The following is an 18,409-nucleotide window of genomic DNA, read 5'->3' as shown; positions in this document are numbered from 1 at the left end:
AAGCGGTGATTACAGATATTGCACTTCAATCGTGGCCGAACCGTCGAGGTCGATGTTCTGTGTCAGCGGCAGGTTGGCGCCCTTGTCCAGCACAGCGGTCACGCCGAGGTTGCCGGACATGGTCTTGTACGAACCCGGCACGGTCGCGCCGGTGGCGGCGAACGATTGGCGGCCGGTGCCGTCGGCGTTGAAGCGGCCGTAGGTCGACTTGGCCCAGGTGCCGTTGTTGGCGGCGTCGGCAACGATGTCAGGTGTTGCGCCGTCGGCGGTGAACGAGCCGATGATGGAGCGCACGCTGTAGGCGCCGATGTTCTTGCCGCCTGCTGCACCCAGACCGTAGGCATGCTTGTCGCCCAGATTCGAGTTGATCGCAGTCATCAGACCGGCGACGACGGTGGATGCCTTGTTGTCGATGGCGCGGACGGCAACCTTGGTTGCGGCGTCGCAAGTGACGGTGAAGGCGATGGTCTTTTCAGCCAGCACGTTCGGCGCTGTTGCGCTCAGGCCCTTGGCGGCGATGGTGCCGTAGTCGACCACGTTGGTGCCGGTGAAGGCAGGAGTACAGGCTGAAGGACGAATCACGCCCTTGACCTTCAGTTCGGCGGTGTCGGCAGCTTGCGCAGCGAAGGACACCAGCAGGGAAGCTGTCAGGGCGGAGAAGAGGGCGATTTGCTTGTTCATGATCGTTTCCTTAAAAGTCAGAATGGGTTGAATTCGTTTTGCTTCAGCGCCTTGTGTTTGCTTAAGCAGTGAAGCCATTTTGACGATTTAATGATCGGATTTATATGAGAAAACTCTCAAAAAATCGGTGTTGCGGAAATGTTGACGTTACAAATGAAAACTCCCGGCGCCAGGCCGGGAGCGGTATTGCAGAGGGTGAGAGGATTCTTGTTGCCTTGAGGAATCTGGTTTGAACGCTTAATTCAGCGCTTCGTTGGCAGCTTCTTCCGGCGTCAGGCCGTCATAGAACTGGTCGGTGAACCACTCGACTTCTTCCTCGATATGTTGCTGCGCCTGCTCCAGCGTGGCGCCGCCTTTGACGAGGAATTTTTCGACTTCGGTACACCACTGGATCAGGGCTTCGGTTTCCGGATCGAGCTTTTCTTTCTTGGGCATGATGATTTCCTTGTTCGTTGTAGCGTTCTTGCGTTGTTGCGTTAGTACCGGATGCAAGCATAAGCCAAAGCGCCATTTTGCGCCGCAGCGGTTTCAGCTCAGCGCCGCCCAGAGCAGTGACAAACCCGATGCCAGCAGCAACAGGTCCAGCAGGCGCTGGAAATTGGCTTCGCTCATTTTCATGACGAAAACCTTGCCGACAAAGGTGCCGGCCATCAGCGACGCGCCCACCAGCACGCCTTGCAGGAATACTGACAAGGGCATCGCGCCGAGTTCGCGAAAGGTCAGCACCTTGCTGACATACAACAGCAGCGAGCTGGCCGCTTCGGTGGAGAGGAAGGCGCCCTTGCTGAGGCCGTAGGCGGTAAACACCGGTACGCTGAGCGGCCCGGTCGACAGTACGATGCCGGTCAGGTAGCCGATCAAGGCGCCGGCCAGCGCCAGTTGCCAGAGACGAATGCTGAAGTTGCGCTTCTTGACCCAGTGGCGGAACGGGATCATGACGATGAAGAACAGGCCGAGGCTGATGTCGATGAGGTGCGGGGGCAATTCCAGCAAGGTGCGCGCGCCCAGCGCCGCCGCCGGCACGCCGGGAATGGAATACGCCAGGAAAGCGCGCCAGTCGACCACGCGCCACCACATCAGCACGCGCGACAGGTTGGCCATCACGGCGGCCACCGCCATGATGGGCACCGCCTGCTTGGGACCGAAGTTGTAGACCAGCACCGGCAACAGCATGATGGAAGAGCCGGTACCGATGATGCCGCTGACCATGCCGGCAATCAGGCCGACGCTCAGGACGAAGATATAAGCTGCCACAGGGTGTTCTGAAGAGTTTTTATGGAATGCTGCGGCGGTATTGTACGCCGTCGCTCAGCACCCCGTTGGCGGCCTCGCTATTGACTATTGACTACGGACGTTCGCCGGCCTTGAGTCGCGTGGCGATCTCATTGACCACTGCCGGCAGGTCCGCCACCGAATCGATGACGTAATGCGCGCCGGCTTCACGCAGGCGCATTTCGGCCAGCGCCTTGAGCGCCTTGATCTGTTCCGGCGACAGCTGCGCCAGTTCGGCCTTGGTGCAACCGACTTCGTTGCCGGACAGCGAGACGCCGACGGTCCACATGCCGGCGTGGATGCCTTCTTCAATGCCGGGCACGGTGTCGTCGACCTTGATGCAGGCGGCGACGTCGCCGATCTTCAGCGCCAGCATGTTGGCCAGCGCCATGTAAGGACCGGGACGGCCGCCGGCTTCCAGTTCATCGCCGGCGATCACATGGTCGGGCGCGATGCCTTCAGCCGCCGCCAGCGGCAGCAGCACGTCCAGCACCTGGCGCGGATAGCCGGAGCAGGAGCCGACTTTCAGGCCCTTGTCTCGCAGCCAGGCGAGCATGTCGGCGGCGCCGTCGATGGCCTGGGAATATTCACCGACCTTGGCGATCTGCATCGGCATGAAGCGTGCATAGATGGCGTCGACGTCGGCGTCGCTAGGCAGAGCGCCATGGCATTCCTTCCATTGGCGGGCGATTTCAGGATTGTCGAGCAGGGTGCGGATGTGCTGCCACTTGGACAGGCCCATCGGACCGCGCGCCTGTTTCAGCGAGATGTTCATGTCGAAGCTCTTGAAGGCATCGACGAAAATCTGCGTCGGCGCCAGCGAGCCGAAATCGACCAGCGTGCCGGCCCAGTCGAAGATCACCGCTTGCAGGTCGATGGGGGCGTGGAGTGGACGTGTCATGGGAATTCCTTTTTGGTTGCGGTCAAGAGTGGATGGCGGCGATGAAATTGCGTCCGCGCGGACCTTGCAGCGCGCGGTGCACCAGCGCGTCCCAGGCTTCGGCGACGCCGTAGTGCGAGGGGTCGGTGCTGACGCCCAGGCTTTCCAGGAAGTCGGACAGCGTGGCGACGGCTTGCTGTGCATCGGCGGCGTCGAAGATATCCAGCAGCAGGGCATCGACGGCGGCATCGTTGCCGAAGGCCAGCGCCATCACGTGCGGCAGCGAGAACGAGCAGGCGATGCCGTGGGCGACGCCGTGGTGCAGCGTGATGTCGTAGGACAGCGAATGCGCCAGCGCGGTCTTGGTGTTGGAAAACGCCAGGCCGGCTTGCAGCGCAGCGGTGGCCATGCGTTCACGCAGCGCCAGCTCACGCGGATGCGCCATGAGGTCGGGCAGCGTCGCCACGATGCTGCGTGCGGCGGCGGCAGCCAGGCTGGAGGAGACCGGATTGCGGTTGACGTTCCAGATCGATTCCAGCGCGTGCGACAGCGCATCCAGACCGCTGGCAAGCGTGATGCCGTGCGGCAGGCTCAGCATCAGTTGCGGATCGATGATGGCGGCCGTCGGCCAGGTCCATGATTGATGCAGGGAATACTTGCTGCCGGCGTCGGCATCCCAGATCGTGGCCCAGGGTGTGACTTCGCTGCCGGTGCCGGCGGTGGTGGGAATGGCGATCAGCGTCTTGGCGCCGTTGCCCGACAGCGGTGCGCCATCACGCAAGTGAGAGAGCAATTCATCGAAACCACCGGAAGGCGTTTTGCTCAGCATGGCCTTGGCGCAGTCGATGACGCTGCCGCCGCCGAAGGCGACGATGCAGTCGACGTCGGCATGTTCGCGCCACACGCGCTCATACATCGCCGCCAGCCAGCTGACGTCGGGATTCGGATGCACGGCGTTTTCAATACCGGCCAGTTGCGGACCGAGCAATTCGGCGATGCGTGCTTCCAGTCCGAGTGCGGCGGCTTCGGGGAAGGTGATCAGCAGGGCGCGCCTGCCGTTGAGCAGCGCCGGCAATTGCGCCAGGCTGCCGCTGCCGGCCTGAATGGCGACCGGGTTGTGATAATTCCACATGGTTTTCTTTGCTAAATATAAGACTACGAAATTAATGAGTCTTGCCGTCCTGGATCATCTGGCGTAACCGGCTGGAGATGGTGTCGGCAACCACCACCATCAGCGTCACGACCACGATGCAGGTGGCGGTGTCCTGGTACTTGAACAGCTTCAGGCTGCTGACCAGTTCGAAACCGAGGCCGCCGGCGCCGACCATGCCGAGCACGGTGGCCTGACGCAGGTTGACTTCAAAGCGGTACAGCACGGTGGCGATCCAGGCGGTGATGACTTGCGGCAGCACGCCGAAGACGATTACCTGCAGCGGACGGGCGCCGGTGGCGCGCAGGGCTTCCAGCGGGCCGTCGTCGATTTCCTCGATGCTTTCGGCGAAAAACTTGCCGACCATGCCGATGCCGTGCAGCGCCAGCGCCAATACACCAGGGAAAGGGCCGAGGCCGACCGCGGAGACGAACACCAGCGCCAGGATCAGCTCGTTGATGCTGCGCGTGACGTTGAGCATCTGGCGCACGGCCTGATAGACGACGCGGTTGCGATTGAGGTTGCGCGCCGCCAGGAAGGACACGGGAATAGCGCCGATCACGCCCAGCAGCGTGCCCCAGATGGCGATCTGGACGGTTTCCACAGCGGGGCCGACCAGATTGCCGAGGATCTTCCAGTTGGGCGGGAAGGAGCGGCTCAGGAAGTCGCCGATCTGCGGCAGGCCGTCGGCCAGTTCGCCCCAGCTCAGTTGCGTGCCTTGCGCGCTCCAGGCGAGGATGAAGGCGACCGCGGCCACGGCGGCGATCGACAGCAGCCAGGAGCGCAGGGTCAGCGGGCGGGCGCCGGTCCAGACGTAGTCGTGGTAACTGGCGCGGTCCATTTGAGTAGACAAGGGCGTGCTCATGACAGGGCTCCTTCCAGGACCATTTCCGACGGTTGTCGCGCGACGTATGTTTCGTCCTGCGCCTTGACCTGATCCAGCCCGGAATAGATGAGATTGAGGTGCGACTCGCGCAGCTCGTCGCCGCGACCGTCGAACACCAGCTTGCCGCCGGCCAGGCCGACGATGCGGTCACCGAATTCACGGGCGTAGTCGACCTGATGCAGGTTGCAGACCACGGTGATGCCGAGTTCGCGGCAGGCCGCTCGCAGGTATTGCAGCACCAGGCGTGAGGTTTTCGGGTCGAGGCTGGCGACTGGTTCGTCAGCCAGGATGACTTGCGGACGCTGCGCCAGGGCGCGGGCGATGCCGACGCGCTGGCGCTGGCCGCCGGACAGTGCATCGGTGCGTTGTTCCGCCTTGTGTTCCAGCTCGACGCGGCGCAAGCAATCCATCGCCAGCGCAATGTCCTGACGGCTGAACAATTGCAGCACAGAGGCGAGCGTCGAGGTCTGGCCGAGCCGGCCGGTCAGTACGTTCTTCAGCACTGACAGGCGCGGCACGACATTGTGATGCTGGAAGATCATGGCCACTTGCTGGCGCAACTTGCGGATGTTGCCGTTGCGCGCATCGGTGGCGTCGAATCCGGCCGCCACCAGTTCACCGGAAGTCGGCGTGGCCAGACCGTTGATACAGCGCAGCAAGGTCGACTTGCCGGCGCCGGACGGTCCCAGCACGACCAGGAATTCTCCGGGAGCGACATCGAGGTCGATGCCGCGCAGCACGGCATTGCTGCCGTATTGCTTGGTGAGCGAACGGATCTTGATCATTTCATTGCCTTGAGGTCGAGATTGAGGATCTTGGCGGTGTCGCGCACGACGTTGTAGGCAGCGTCATTGGTCGGCACGAAGCCGTTCAGCACGCCCTGGTCGCCCCATTCGACGTTCTTGATGTTGGCGAAAGCGGCGGCGATCTTCTTCTTCAGCTCAGGATCGAGATCCTTGCGCCAGACCATCGGCGACTCAGGGATGTCCGGCGAAGTCCAGACGATGTTGAAGTCGCTTTGCTTGACCACGCCCTTGGCGATGGCGGCGGCCAGGATGCGGTCGGCCACGGCGGCGGCGTCGACCTTCTTGTTGGCGACGGCGAGGATGCTGGCGTCATGCGAACCGGAGAAGATCACGCGGGAGAAATACTTGTTCGGTTCAACGCCTTGCTTTTGCAGGCCGGCGGTCGGGAACAGATGGCCGGAGGCCGACGATGGATCGACGAAGGCCATGGTACGGCCCTTGAGTGCGGCGACGCTGTCAATGCCGCTGTCCTTGCGCACGATGATCAGGCTCTTGTAGGCGCTCTTGCCGGTCTTCTTGGTTTCAGCCACGGAGAAGGCTTCGACGTTGGCGATCGAGGTTGCCAGCACATACGAGAACGGGCCGAGGTAGGCGACATCGAGCTTCTTCGAGCGCAGCGCTTCGATGATGCCGTTGTAGTCGGTGGCGATGAAAGGCTTGACCGGCATGCCCAATTGTTCTTGCAGGCTGTCGATGACCTTCTTGCTGTTTTCCAGCATGGCCTGGGAGTCTTCGGCGGGGATCAGGCCGACGGTCAGCTGTTGTGGCTGGGCGGCGAATGAGGAACTTGCGGAAATCAGGCTAAGGCACAAGGCCAAAGGACGGAAAAGGGCGGAGAGACGTTTCATGATGCTCCTGGCGGCGGTGAGTGAGGTCCGTCCTGTGGAGGACGGGCTTGTGTTCATGACCGCTAGGTTAAGGAGGTTTTGTGACGCCTTTGTTATCGATATAATCAGGAGATTGACGATTACCTATTGATTGGATCTATAGATGACGCCTTCACAACTTCGCGCTTTCCTCGCCGTGGCCCGTAATCGGGGTTTCAGCGCCGCCGCGCGCACGCTCGGCGTCAGCCAGCCGACGCTGACCTCGCAGGTGCAGGCGCTGGAGCGCCAGCACAATGTCGAACTGTTCTACCGGCGCGGTCGCCGGCTTGACCTGACCGACACCGGCCAGCGCCTGTTGCCGATCGCACAGAAGATCGCCGAGCTCGAACTTGACGCCTACAACCTGTTGTACAACTCCGGCGTGCTTAACATCGGCCACCTGAAGCTGGGTGCGGTGGGGCCGTTCCACGTGATTGAGATGGTCGACGCCTATCGCCGCAAGTTTCCCAATGTCGAGCTGTCGATCCGCATGGGCAATTCGGCCGAGACCATGGCCGATCTGGAAAACTACGTCACCGACGTCGCCGTGCTGGCCAGCTTTAACGACGATCCGCGTTTCGTGGCGGTGCCGTATGCCGACCACGCCATCGTGGTGTTTGCCCACATCGACCATCCGTTGGCGAAGCGCGATTCGATCACCTTGCAGGATTTGCACGGCCAGCCGATGGTGATGCGCGAGCAGGGCTCAACCACCCGGCTGACGCTGGAGAAAGTACTCAAGGAAGCCGACGTCATGCCGCGCGTAGTGATGGAAATCGGCAGTCGCGAAGCGCTGCGTGAGGCGGTGGCGCGCGGCATCGGGCTGGGGGCGGTGTCGGAGGCGGAGTTCGTGCCGGATCCACGCTTGAAATTGCTGCGGATCGAAGGAAACCCCGTCAGCACGCATACCTACATTTATTGCCTGGCCGATCGCAAGGACAGCCGGCTGGTGGCGTCGTTCCTGGAGCAGGTGGCGACGCTGTAAATGTTCAATTTGCGGCGGCCATGCGTTTCAGGATGAAATCGTGCATCAGGTCGAGCACCGCCTGCGGCTGCTCCTGATGCGGGCTGTGGCCGCAATCAGGCAGCATGGCTTTGTGTGCAGCCGGTCCGTCTCCTTTGGCGATGCCTGCGGCGATGGCGTCAACCTGAGCCGGCGTGCCGTACTGATCGTCGACGCCTTGCATGATCAGCGCCGGACAGGCGATACGCGGCAAGTCGGCTTCGATGTTCCAGTCGGCGAAGGCCGGCGTAAGCCAGGTGTCGGACCAGGCCTTGAAAATTTGCTCAGTCTTGTCGCCATGATATTTTTGCAAGCCCTTGAGCTTGCCGTCGGCATAGGCGCGGTCGGCCACGCGGATGCCTTCCAGCGTCACCGGTTCGACAAACACGTGCGCCGCTTCGGTGACGATCGCCTGCAGCAGGGGCGGACGTTGTGCGGCATGCAACAAGGCGATGCTGCCGCCGTCGGAATGACCGATCAGGATATAGGCTTGTCCAGGCAACAAGACGGCGAGCACTTCCGGCAGTTCGTCTAGCGCATAGCGATGCAGATAATCCGTTGCGCGGGTTTGTTGCAGTGCATCGGAAAGGCCGTAGCCGAGACGGTCGTAAAGCAGTCCGCGACAGCCCGTCGCCATACACAAACGTTGAGGAAAATCCTTCCACATTGCAGTGCAACCCAAACCTTCGTGGAGGAACACCAGCCAGGGTTTCGCTTGATCGCCTTCGATGATTTCGTAGTGGATTTGTTGTCGTTTGTTGTTCGTAAGGAAAGGCATCGGGACCGGGTGGGCGAGTCGGAAGAACAGCTAGTTTTCCATGTTTTCACGATGCGGTGGGAATGCCTTATAAATATCTGCAAATCTCTGTCGCACAGAAAAATAAATCTGCTATCTTTATAGGCAGCACTGACCTGAAAACCACGAGGAGACGCATATGGATTTGGTTGAAAAATTTGACGCCAAAGGCAAGACAGGAGGCGCTTATCACGTCGAGGTGTACGAGACGGCCTTGGAAGAAGCAGATAAGGCCGCTCCGCCCGGGAAGACCTACAAGCTGGCTGACGGCCGCGCGCTCGATCCCTTGTCGGACGCCAAATTCAAGATTGTCCAGACCGGCGAAAAGATTTACCGGGTCTGACAGAATAAAGAAGCGCGCAAACTCAAACGGCAGACTTTTCGTCTGCCGTTTTTTATTGGATCAGGATTTTATTGCGTCAAGACTCTGCGTTCTTAACCTGATGTCGGCTTGCGATAGCCGCCTTCAACCCAGCGTTCAGCGCTGGCGGCGCTCAGTTTGAAGTTGGGCGCGACCTGCGCCTTGGCCAGCATCTCACCCATCTCGTCCCAGGCCTTCAGGTCGGCGTAGGGAAAGTCGTCGTCGGGCACGATATCCAGCGTCACCTTGATGCTGCCTTCCGGACCGTCGACAGTCACGTGCTTGTGCAATTGCGCATGCAATTGCTGCTCGCTGCGGCGGCGGAATTCCGAGGCCGTCTTCACCAGCGTGTTGAAGGCGTTCTTGTCCATCGGTTTCGGGTTCTTCTTGTCGCGGCCCATGGTCCACGGACCGATCAGCGTCGGTTCGCGTTCGCCTTCACGCGTCATCTCCACTGCCCAGCCGTCATCGTCGTCGTTCTTGATGATGCGCGCGGTCCAGCCTTCATCGCGCCACAGGCGCGGCTCCTGGATCACGTCGGAAATGTCGGTGGCGGGTTCTTCAGTATCGGGGGATTCGGGTACGAGGTCGGACATGAGGGACTCAATGAAGCAAAGTCCGCCATGATACGACAGGTTTGCAGATAAACTCATTTCACCAATAGGCGTGAGTGCGAGCTTGCCCTGTTTGGGATGAGATGCAAGGCGCGACCCGGAGTCAAGACTGGGCGTCTTGACTCCGGGTCGTAACGCAGCAGATCGCCCAAACAGGCCGCTCCCTCCGGGTTCTTCCCAGAAAGGGCGCTGGCCGCGTTGCGCTCCTTGCGTGTGCCTGGGCACACGACGCGTCGCACGCCTTGCCAGCACCCTTTCTGGGAAGAACGCATCTCACGCCTATTGATGAAATGAGTTTAAACTCCCGGCCATGGAAATCGAACTCAAATTACTTATCGCCACCGAAGATGTGGCGGCTTTCTGCGCCTTGCCCTTGCTGCAGCAACACGCCATCGCGGCGCCGGAATCGCAAGACCTGTTCAGCACCTATTTCGACACGCCTGCGTTGCATCTGAAGCAGCACCGCTCGGCGCTGCGCGTGCGCAAGGCCGGAGCATTGTGGATCCAGACTTACAAGGGCGGCGGCAGCGTCGCGGCGGGCCTGCATCAACGCCATGAATGGGAATGCGAAGTGGCCGGTCCGCAGATTGCGCTGGACCAACTGCTGCCGTTGGTCGACAACCCGGCTGCCCGCGCCGCGTTGGAATTGCCCGGGCTGGCAGCGCAATTGGAGGCAGTCTTCACCACCAGTTTTCGCCGTACAGCATGGCAATTGCGCCTGCCGCAGGGCACTGAAGTTGAACTGGCGCTCGACCAGGGCGTGGTCGAAGCGGGCGGTCGCACGCTGCCGATCTGCGAGATTGAACTGGAACTGAAATCGGGTCAGACCGATGAGCTGCTGGCGTTTTCGCAGGCGCTGCGGCAGGCGATTCCCCTGGCGCCGAGCAATGTCAGCAAGGCGCAGCGAGGCTTTGCCTTGCGCTTTCCGGACCGGGGCAGCTCGCTATAGTCTCTCTCAACAGTTTTTTCCAACAATTTTCCCCGACATTCGGATGAGGTCCCGTTCCGGCAGTGGCATGGATGCTGCTTGCCTGGAACAGGACGGCAAACTTCGCTGATTTGCACAGCAGTGGTGCAAATCGAGGTGCCGTCACGGATTCGATTCATCCAAGACAGGGGAGCCCATGAACACCATCGCCGCAGCCGCGCCTGCCCACATCGACAACGCCACGGAAGAGCGCGACGTCACCTTCCGTCGCGTCATCTGGCGCATCGTCCCGTTCGTCACATTGATCTGGTTCCTGGCCTGGGTCGACCGCGTCAATGTCGGCTTCGCCAAGCTGACCATGATGAGCGACCTGCAATGGTCGGACGCTGTCTATGGCGCCGGTGCCGGGATCTTCTTCATCGGCTATTTCATCTTCGAAGTGCCGAGCAACCTGGCGCTGCAAAAATTCGGCGCGCGCAAGACCATCATGCGCATCACCATCGGCTGGGGCATCACCTGCGTGCTGATGGCGTGGGTGCAGACGGCGACGCAGTTCTATTTCCTGCGCTTCCTGATGGGCGCGTTTGAAGCCGGCCTGCAACCCGGCGTGATCCTCTATCTGACCTATTGGCTGCCGACGCACCGGCGCGGCAAGGCGCTGGGGATTTTCGTGTCGGCCTCGGCGGTGTCGCTGGTGGTCGGCAGCCCGCTGGCGGCTTACATCATGGAGTTGTCGCAGGGCATGGGCGGCTACAAAGGGTGGCAATGGCTGTTCGTGATCGAAGGTATTCCGTCGATCCTGGCCGGTGTGGCGGCGTATTTCCTGTTGACCGATCGTCCGCGTGATGCGCACTGGCTCAGCGAGCGAGAAAAGGAACATGTCGAAATCGAACTGGCCGCCGAAGACCAGGCGCTGGGTCCGCGCGAGCACAGCTTCTTCGCTTCGCTGCGCAGTGCGCGCATGTGGGCGCTGATCGCCGTGTTTTTCTGCATCATCGCCGGCAACGCCACGCTGGTCTATTACGGCCCGAGCCTGGTGAAGGAAGTCGGCTTCACCGACATCAAGACGCTGGGCTGGGTAATGGGCGGGATTTATTGCTGCGGCTGGTTCGGGATGCTGCTCAACGGCTATCTTTCGGACCGCAACAAGGAAGTCCGCATCCACACCGCCGTGGCGGCGGCCATCGGCGCGCTGGGCTTGCTGTTGGCGGCGTATTTCCTGGGCGAGAAGAGCGCCGCAGGCGTGGTGTTCGCGCTGGCGCTGTCATCGGCCGGCACGATGGGCGCGATCCCGGTGTTCTGGCAATTGCCGGGACGTTTCCTGTCGGGTACGGCGATCGTGGTCGGCCTGGCGGTGATCAATTCGGTGGCCAATCTGGCTGGGTATTTTTCGCCGCAGCTGCTGGGCTATCTCAAAACCACCACCGGGCAATACGGCAAAGGCCTGACCACCATCGCCATTGTCGAATTGATGGCGACGGTGATGATTTTTGCCTTCATCAGCAAGACCGCCCGGCTGGGAAAATAGATTCTGATCGTCTGACTTGACTAGCCAGGCGAGGCGGCCGGTTTTTGTTCGATCATGCGCACCAGATGGCACAGCGTTTCAGTGACAGGCGCCGGGACGTTGTGAGCGCGCGCCGTGGCAATAATGGCGCCGTTGATGGACTCAATCTCGGTAGCCCGTCCCTGCAGAATATCCTGCAGCATCGAAGGCTTGTGTCGCGCGTGTTCGACAAATACGGTGCGGATCGATTGCCAGATCGCGTCCGCGTCGATCACGATGTTTTTGGCGCGGGCCACGTTGGCTGTTTCGGCGACGATCTGCCTGGCCAGCAACGGGCCGGACGTACTCGCACCGACTTCGCCGACCGTCATGCCGGTGACGGCGGTCAGGCTGTTCATCGCGGCATTGAAGGCCACCTTTTCCCAAATGGCGCGCTCGACATTCACGTCCAGGGTGCAATTGAATCCGGCCGCGCACAAAGCATCGGCTGTCGCCCTGTGGGCATCGGTGCATTGACCGTCCGCACCATAAATACGGATATAGCCGGTGCCATGCGATGACACGTGGCCGGGACCTTTCAGGTCGCTGGGATAGTTGGTGACACCGTGCATTATCCGTTCAGCCGTGGCGAATCTGCCTAGTGTTTCAACATTGCCCAATCCATTTTGCAAGGTGAGCAGGTGGGTTTGCTCTCCGAATAAATGACGAACGGATTCGAGGGCTGTCGCCGTATGCAGCGTTTTGGTAAACACAATGACCAGATCCGGCCGGAAAGCGACGTCCCCGGCATGGCCCGCCTTGATGCGCACGGTCTGTTCGCCGTCGTCCGCGTCAAGTTTCAATCCGGCGGTATTGATGGCGTCAATATGTTCACGCCATACATCGATCAGCGTTACGTCGTAGGCGGCCAGCGCGAGCCTGGCGCCGAACAGGCAGCCCATGGCGCCGGCGCCGACAATCATGATTTTGTTCATTGGTGACTTTCAGAATGGATAGTGGCGAGGCGTGGTCTGCACCGTGATCCAGCGCAAATCGGTAAAGGCGTCGATGCCGGCCTTGCCGCCGAAATGACCGATGCCGCTGCCTTTGACGCCGCCGAACGGCATCTGCGGTTCGTCGTGGACGGTGGCGCCGTTGATATGGCAAATGCCGGAAGCGATGCGCTGGGCGACACGCAACGCACGTGCCGTGTCGCGGCTGAATACGGCGGACGACAAGCCATACTCATTGTCGTTGGCGCAGGCAATGGCGGCGTCGTCGCCGCTGACACGTACTATTCCCTTGACGGGGCCGAAGGATTCCTGGCTGTAGATGTTCATGTCGGGCGTGACGTGGTCCAGCAGGGTGGCCGGCATCAGTGTGCTGTCGGCTTTACCGCCGCACAGCAGCGTGGCGCCTTTGGCGAGGGCGTCGTCGATCAGTGCATTGCAGCGGATGACCGTCGTCTGGTCTATGACTGCGCCAAGCACCACCGGGCCGTCGCGCGGATCACCGAGCGGCAATGTGCTGGCTTTCGCGACCAGGCGTCGGACAAACTCATCGGCAATCTGCTGATCGACAATGATGCGTTCGGTGGACATGCAAATTTGCCCCGAATTGGCGAAAGCGCCGAACGTGACGCCGTTGACTGCCGCATCCAGGTCGGCGTCATCCAGCACCAACAACGGCGCTTTGCCGCCCAGCTCCAGCACGGCGGGCTTCAGGTAGGTGGCGCAATGCCGGGCAATGACTTTGCCGACCCGGGTCGAGCCGGTGAAGTTGATGCGGCGTACTGCGGGATGCGCGATCATCGCCTCCACTACGGCGGCAGCATCGGCCGGTGCGTTGGTGACGAAGTTGACTACGCCTTTGGGCAAGCCGGCTTCCTGCATCGCATCAATGATCAGGCCGTGCGTGGCCGGGCACAATTCGGAGCCTTTGAGGACCACGGTATTGCCACAGGCCAGCGGCACCGCGATGGCGCGCACGCCGAGAATGACGGGCGCGTTCCATGGTGCGATGCCCAGCACCACGCCCGCAGCCTGGCGAATGCCCATCGCCAGATTGCCGGGCAGATCGGACGGGATCACCTCGCCGCTGATCTGCGTGGTCAGTGCGGCCGCTTCGACCAGGATATTGGCGGCGAGATGTACGTTGAAGCTGGCCCAGATGCCCGATGCACCGGTTTCGGCGGCCATGGCGGCGGCGAATGCGTTCCCTTTGGCCTCAAGCGCCTGTGCCGCTTTCATCAGCAACGCCCGGCGTTCTCCCGGACCGGTTGCCGACCAGGCCGGAAATGCCGCGGCTGCGGCCTCGACTGCCTGAACGACATCGTCGATCATGGCAGCCGGGGCGCGGGTCGCGACTTGCCCATCGAGGGGATTGCGGCGTTCAAAGGTGGCGCCGTTGCGGGCTGCGGTGCGTTCGCCGTTGATTGACATCGTGATGGTGTGCATCATGCCACCTCGATTTCCACGAGCATGGGAGTGGCTGAACTCAGTGCCTGCAGCAAGGTATCGCGCAGTGTCGATGCTTCCGATACGCGCACCGCGTTGCAGCCCATGCCGTTGGCCAGCGCCACGAAATCGATGGCAGGCAGTTCGGTTCCTTGCACGACGTCAGTGTCGGCAAAGCCGAAGACCGGCGCAAAGTCTTGCAAGGCCGCGTAGCGGCGATTGTTCAGGATGATGAACGTCATCGGCAATTTGGCCTGCGCTGCGCTCCATAACGACTGGATCGAATACATGCTGGAACCATCGCCGAAGATGCCGATGATGCGTGCGCCTGGCTTGGCCAGGGAGACCCCGACCGCAGCCGGCATGCCATAGCCGAGACCGCCGCTATCCATCGTGAAGAAGCCCTCGCTGCGCGTGATCGGCAGATACTTTTGCATGACGGATCGTGCGCTCGGCGCTTCTTCCACCACGATGTCGGTTGCTACCCTGACCTCGGACAAGGTCTGCAACGCATAGGCGACGGAGATGACTTCGGACGGCTCTGCCCGCGGCGGGATTGCGCGCGCGACGGGCAACGGACGATTGGGCTGGGACGGCCGCGCCAGCAGGTCCAGCACGCTCAGGCGGATGCTGCCCAGCGCCGAGGTCCCCAGCGGTGTCCAAGCGGCCGTAGCCGGATCGTCGGTAAGCTGGCAAAGTGTGGCGCCTGCCGGGATGTGCGGGCCGCTGCCTTCGATGTGATAGGTGAATGCAGGCGCGCCGAGTGCAAAGACGCAGTCATGTCCTTCAAGCAGCTGCACGATTTTTTCACGCATTGCGGGCAGGAAGCCGGCAAACAGGCGATGGTTTTCCGGAAAACTGCAGCGCCCCGACATCGGCGCCGCCCAGACACACGCGTTGTGTTTTTCCGCCAGTTGTACGACGGCGTCCCACGCGTTGTCGCGATCAACCGCGGCGCCGACCACGAAGGCGGGGCGCCGACTGGCGTCGAGCGTGCTGCCGATCTGGTCGAGCAGCAATGGCTCGGCGCGTAGCTCGGTACTGACGCGTCGCGCGGACAGGAGTTCCGCCGGGCGATCCCAGTCGTCGGCCGGTATCGAGATCAGGACCGGCCCGCGCGGCGGCATCATTGCAAGGTAATAGGCGCGGGCGAAGGCCAGGGGGACGTCTTCGGCGCGAGCGGGTTCAATGCTCCATTTGACGTAGGGCTTGGGCAGTTCGGTCGCTTGTGCTGACGACAAAAAAGGATCGAAAGGCAAAATGGAACGCGCCTGCTGGCCGGCGGTGATGACCATCGGCGTCCGGTTCTTGTGCGCGGTAAAGATATTGCCCATGGCGTTGCCGACGCCGGCGGCCGAGTGCAGGTTCACCAGTGATGCGTTGCGGGTGGCTTGTGCATAGCCGTCGGCCATGCCGACCACAACGGCCTCCTGCAAGCCCAGCACATAACGGAAATCCTCGGGGAAATTACGGAACATCGGCAGTTCGGTTGAGCCGGGATTGCCGAATACGGAGGTCATGCCGAATTGGCGCATCAGATCGATGACGGCGTCGCGGACGGTAGTTGGAGCAGTTGGAGCAGTAGGGGATGGAAGACTCACGGAACATTCTCCTGTTGGCAATGAAGGGTGGGAAAGCAAGCAAGAGACTCAGATCGGCTTTGTCGATGCAGGTCGCGGGATGTGATTCCGCACCACGACCAGCGCGATCAGTACGAAGGCCATGGCCGTTCCGAGCATCGCCAGATAGCCGGTTGCGCCGGTTGCCGTGATGATGGTCGCGCCGGCGAAAGCGCTCAGGATGGCGCCGATGCGTCCGAAGGCCAGCGCCGACGCGGTGCCGGTGGCGCGTACATTGGTTGGATAGATGTAGGCGCACAGTGGATACATGGTTGATTGGACCGCATTGACGAACATCCCATGCACGCCCAGCCCGAAGATGAACATATTGGTATGGTTCGACGCATCAATGCTGAGCAAGATCACGGCGCTGGTGACGCCGCCCGCAGCGCAGGCAATCAAGGGCAGACGTGAGCCGAAGCGTGTGATCGCCACCGCGCAGCTCAAGGCGCCGATGACGCCGCCGAGGTTGTAGGCGGTCAGTCCGGAACCTGCGATGCTGACGCTGAGGCCTTCTGCGGCCAGCATGGTCGGCAGCCAGCTGAAGGCGCTGTAGATCGCCAGCAGGCACATGAAAAATGCCGCCCACAGCGCCAGCGTATCGCGCGTCTTGTGCGTGCCGAAGAGAGATCTGAAACCTTCACGCTGTTCATTCTTTTGCTCGGCGGCATCGATAAATGTCGCATCGGCAGGCACCGGCCTGGACAGCCGCGCCAGCAGCTTCCGCAACTCGGGCCAACGATGCCGCTGATGCGCCAGATAGCGCGGCGACTCCGGCAGTGTCAGCAGCAACAGCACGGTCACTGCCAGAGGCAATGCGCCGCCGATGAAAAACAAGGCGCGCCAGCCGTAGGCCGGAATCACCACGCTGGAAAACAGGCCCGCCAGCATGCCGCCCAGCGGCACGCAAACGATGGTGGCGGTGACGGCCACGGTGCGATAGCGCGTCGGCGTAAATTCAGCCGTCATCGTGGTGGAGCTGGGCAGGGCGCCGCCGATTCCCAGGCCGGCGATGAAGCGCAGCACCGCAATGGTGAAGACATCGGGAGCCAGTCCAATGGCGCAAGTGGCAGCGCCAAAGACGAACACGCTGCCGATCACGGCCCAGCGACGGCCGAAGCGGTCCGCGAACAAGCCGGCGCATGCGCTGCCGATCGCCATGCCGATCAGGCCGGCCGCCACCGCCGGCGCAAAAGCGCCGCGCGTGATGCCCCATTCCTTGATCAGCACCGGGATCGCAAAGCCGATCAGCTGGCCGTCAAAACCGTCCAGCACGATCGACAGCGCCGCCAGGCAGACCACGATTTTCTGCATGGTCGTATACAGTCCATCGTCGAGCGTCTTTCCGATATCGATGAACGCATTTACAGGTGTAGTCGTTGTATTCATTTTTCCTCCGCTCAGGCAATCAGGCAATCAGGCAAACGCCAGTCCGACATAGTTTTCAGCCAGCGCCGTTGCCGCTGCCCGCGAACTGACGACATAGTCCAGTTCAGCGCGTTGCAATTGCTGCTCAAACGGAGAGGCCTCCTTGAACGTGTGCAACAGACTGGTCATCCACCACGAAAAATGTTCGGCGCGCCAGATACGTTTCAGAGCGGTGTCGGTGTAGTCGTGCAACGCATCCTGCTTGCCGGTGGTGTAAAAGCGATCCAGTGCGCGCGCCAGCAGGCGCACATCGGAGACGGCCAGGTTGAGTCCCTTGGCGCCGGTCGGCGGCACGATGTGGGCGGCGTCTCCGGCCAGGAACAGACGGCCGTGCTGCATCGGCGTCGAGACGAAGCTGCGCATGCCGATGATGTTTTTTTGGAAAATCTTTCCTTCCTTGAGTCGCCAGCCGTCTTGATTGGCCAGGCGCATGTTGAGCTCCGACCAGATACGGTCATCCGACCACCGATTGACGTCGTCATTGGGATCGCACTGGAAATACAGGCGCTGTACCTGGGGCGAGCGGGTGCTGACCAGCGCAAAGCCGCGTTCATGCCGGGCATAGATCAGTTCATTTGACGAGGGCGGCGCATCGACCAGGATGCCGAACCAGCCGAATGGATAGATCCGCTGGAAGTCCTGGCGTTGCGAGGTCGGCATTGCAGGTCGCGAGACACCGTGGAAGCCGTCGCAGCCGATCACGAAATCGGCTTTCAGGCGGCGCGGTTCGCCCGCGTGCCGGTAGGTGACCGACGGCGTGTCGGTATCAATCTGATGCAGTGCGGCGTCGCTGACTTCAAACATGATTTGTCCATTGGCCGCCAGTCGTGCCGCGACCAGGTCCTTGATGACTTCGTGCTGGGCATAGACGGTGATGGCGCGGCCGGTCAGTTCCGTCAGATCGATACGATGCCGTTGCCCGCCGAACGCTAGTTCAAAGCCGTGATGCACCACACCCTCGCGCTGCATACGGGCGCCGACGCCGCTCTGGTTGAGGATATCCATCGTGCCTTGTTCCAGCACGCCGGCGCGGATGGTGGCTTCGATTTCCACGCGGCTGCGGGTTTCCAGTACGACCGATTCAATTCCCTGCAGGTGCAGCAGGTGGGACAGCAGCAGGCCCGCAGGGCCCGCGCCGATGATGGCGACTTGCGTTGACATGGGTCTCCTTTGAGGC

General features: G+C 61.5%; 19 protein-coding genes. 4 read left to right on the top strand and 15 right to left on the bottom strand.

From position 1 onward, the window contains the following. Positions 1 to 9: 9 nt before the first annotated feature. The 8 genes from E4P32_RS06775 to phnD all read right to left on the bottom strand — a co-directional run bounded on the left by E4P32_RS06775 (position 10) and on the right by phnD (position 6,523). Positions 10 to 681 carry a DUF1120 domain-containing protein gene (locus tag E4P32_RS06775; protein ID WP_158559694.1) on the bottom strand — a complete coding sequence of 224 codons (672 nt, stop codon included), beginning with the start codon at positions 679 to 681 and terminating at the stop codon, positions 10 to 12. 237 nt (positions 682 to 918) lie between these two features. Further along, positions 919 to 1,116, bottom strand: coding sequence for a hypothetical protein (locus E4P32_RS06770; protein WP_199525566.1), 198 nt, complete (start codon positions 1,114 to 1,116; stop codon positions 919 to 921). A gap of 93 nt (positions 1,117 to 1,209) precedes the next feature. Continuing rightward, on the bottom strand, positions 1,210 to 1,935 hold the full coding sequence (locus tag E4P32_RS06765; protein WP_116432675.1) for a sulfite exporter TauE/SafE family protein: 726 nt from the start codon (positions 1,933 to 1,935) through the stop codon (positions 1,210 to 1,212). 91 nt (positions 1,936 to 2,026) lie between these two features. After that, positions 2,027 to 2,854 (bottom strand): phosphonoacetaldehyde hydrolase, encoded by an 828-nt coding sequence (phnX, locus tag E4P32_RS06760; RefSeq protein WP_116432676.1) that lies wholly within the window; start codon positions 2,852 to 2,854, stop codon positions 2,027 to 2,029. A 22-nt stretch (positions 2,855 to 2,876) separates the two neighbouring features. Further along, the gene (gene psrA / locus E4P32_RS06755; protein WP_116432677.1) at positions 2,877 to 3,965 is read right to left on the bottom strand and encodes an iron-containing alcohol dehydrogenase PsrA; all 1,089 of its coding nucleotides are present in this window, start codon (positions 3,963 to 3,965) and stop codon (positions 2,877 to 2,879) included. Positions 3,966 to 3,996: 31 nt separating this feature from the next. After that, the gene (gene phnE / locus E4P32_RS06750) at positions 3,997 to 4,848 is read right to left on the bottom strand and encodes a phosphonate ABC transporter, permease protein PhnE (protein WP_116432678.1); all 852 of its coding nucleotides are present in this window, start codon (positions 4,846 to 4,848) and stop codon (positions 3,997 to 3,999) included. Then, complete coding sequence (gene phnC / locus E4P32_RS06745) at positions 4,845 to 5,654, bottom strand: phosphonate ABC transporter ATP-binding protein (RefSeq protein ID WP_116432679.1); 810 nt, start codon at positions 5,652 to 5,654, stop codon at positions 4,845 to 4,847. Before phnC ends, phnE begins: the two co-directional genes overlap by 4 nt. After that, a complete protein-coding gene (gene phnD / locus E4P32_RS06740) occupies positions 5,651 to 6,523 on the bottom strand; it encodes a phosphonate ABC transporter substrate-binding protein (protein ID WP_116432680.1) in 873 nt (290 codons plus the stop codon). Before phnD ends, phnC begins: the two co-directional genes overlap by 4 nt. 142 nt (positions 6,524 to 6,665) lie before the next feature. Here phnD and E4P32_RS06735 point away from each other — a divergent pair, with 142 nt between their 5' ends. After that, positions 6,666 to 7,526, top strand: coding sequence for a LysR substrate-binding domain-containing protein (locus tag E4P32_RS06735; protein ID WP_116432681.1), 861 nt, complete (start codon positions 6,666 to 6,668; stop codon positions 7,524 to 7,526). 4 nt (positions 7,527 to 7,530) lie between these two features. Here the strand turns inward: E4P32_RS06735 and E4P32_RS06730 are convergent, their stop codons facing one another. Then, on the bottom strand, positions 7,531 to 8,322 hold the full coding sequence (locus E4P32_RS06730) for an alpha/beta hydrolase (RefSeq protein ID WP_116432682.1): 792 nt from the start codon (positions 8,320 to 8,322) through the stop codon (positions 7,531 to 7,533). Positions 8,323 to 8,479: 157 nt separating this feature from the next. Between E4P32_RS06730 and E4P32_RS06725 the strand changes: the two genes are divergently transcribed. Next, entirely contained in the window at positions 8,480 to 8,683 is a 204-nt protein-coding gene (locus E4P32_RS06725) for a hypothetical protein (RefSeq protein ID WP_116432683.1), read from the top strand. A 92-nt stretch (positions 8,684 to 8,775) separates the two neighbouring features. Here the strand turns inward: E4P32_RS06725 and E4P32_RS06720 are convergent, their stop codons facing one another. Further along, on the bottom strand, positions 8,776 to 9,297 hold the full coding sequence (locus E4P32_RS06720) for a hypothetical protein (protein ID WP_116432684.1): 522 nt from the start codon (positions 9,295 to 9,297) through the stop codon (positions 8,776 to 8,778). A 328-nt stretch (positions 9,298 to 9,625) separates the two neighbouring features. On the opposite strand from E4P32_RS06720, the gene E4P32_RS06715 reads away from it, so the two are divergent. Both E4P32_RS06715 and E4P32_RS06710 read left to right on the top strand, forming a co-directional pair. Then, the gene (locus E4P32_RS06715; protein ID WP_116432685.1) at positions 9,626 to 10,264 is read left to right on the top strand and encodes a CYTH domain-containing protein; all 639 of its coding nucleotides are present in this window, start codon (positions 9,626 to 9,628) and stop codon (positions 10,262 to 10,264) included. 175 nt (positions 10,265 to 10,439) lie between these two features. Further along, positions 10,440 to 11,771, top strand: a complete 1,332-nt coding sequence (locus E4P32_RS06710) for an MFS transporter (protein WP_116432686.1) — start codon at positions 10,440 to 10,442, stop codon at positions 11,769 to 11,771. Positions 11,772 to 11,791: 20 nt separating this feature from the next. Here the strand turns inward: E4P32_RS06710 and E4P32_RS06705 are convergent, their stop codons facing one another. From E4P32_RS06705 to E4P32_RS06685, 5 genes are read right to left on the bottom strand one after another with little or no spacing between them, the layout of a single operon-like run. Continuing rightward, positions 11,792 to 12,724, bottom strand: a complete 933-nt coding sequence (locus E4P32_RS06705; protein ID WP_116432687.1) for a 2-dehydropantoate 2-reductase — start codon at positions 12,722 to 12,724, stop codon at positions 11,792 to 11,794. A gap of 9 nt (positions 12,725 to 12,733) precedes the next feature. Continuing rightward, positions 12,734 to 14,185, bottom strand: coding sequence for an aldehyde dehydrogenase (locus E4P32_RS06700; protein ID WP_116433858.1), 1,452 nt, complete (start codon positions 14,183 to 14,185; stop codon positions 12,734 to 12,736). Continuing rightward, positions 14,185 to 15,786 (bottom strand): benzoylformate decarboxylase, encoded by a 1,602-nt coding sequence (mdlC, locus tag E4P32_RS06695; RefSeq protein ID WP_255419408.1) that lies wholly within the window; start codon positions 15,784 to 15,786, stop codon positions 14,185 to 14,187. Before mdlC ends, E4P32_RS06700 begins: the two co-directional genes overlap by 1 nt. 48 nt (positions 15,787 to 15,834) lie before the next feature. Beyond that, the gene (locus E4P32_RS06690) at positions 15,835 to 17,193 is read right to left on the bottom strand and encodes an MFS transporter (RefSeq protein ID WP_116432689.1); all 1,359 of its coding nucleotides are present in this window, start codon (positions 17,191 to 17,193) and stop codon (positions 15,835 to 15,837) included. 27 nt (positions 17,194 to 17,220) lie between these two features. After that, positions 17,221 to 18,393, bottom strand: a complete 1,173-nt coding sequence (locus E4P32_RS06685) for a 4-hydroxybenzoate 3-monooxygenase (protein ID WP_116432690.1) — start codon at positions 18,391 to 18,393, stop codon at positions 17,221 to 17,223. Positions 18,394 to 18,409: the final 16 nt, after the last annotated feature.

The sequence above is a fragment of the Herbaspirillum sp. 3R11 genome (assembly GCF_004563925.1).
Taxonomy (GTDB): Bacteria; Pseudomonadota; Gammaproteobacteria; order Burkholderiales; family Burkholderiaceae_D; genus Herbaspirillum.
The sequence above is the reverse complement of the archived record's forward strand: the minus strand, read 5'-3'. Positions and strand labels throughout refer to the sequence as shown.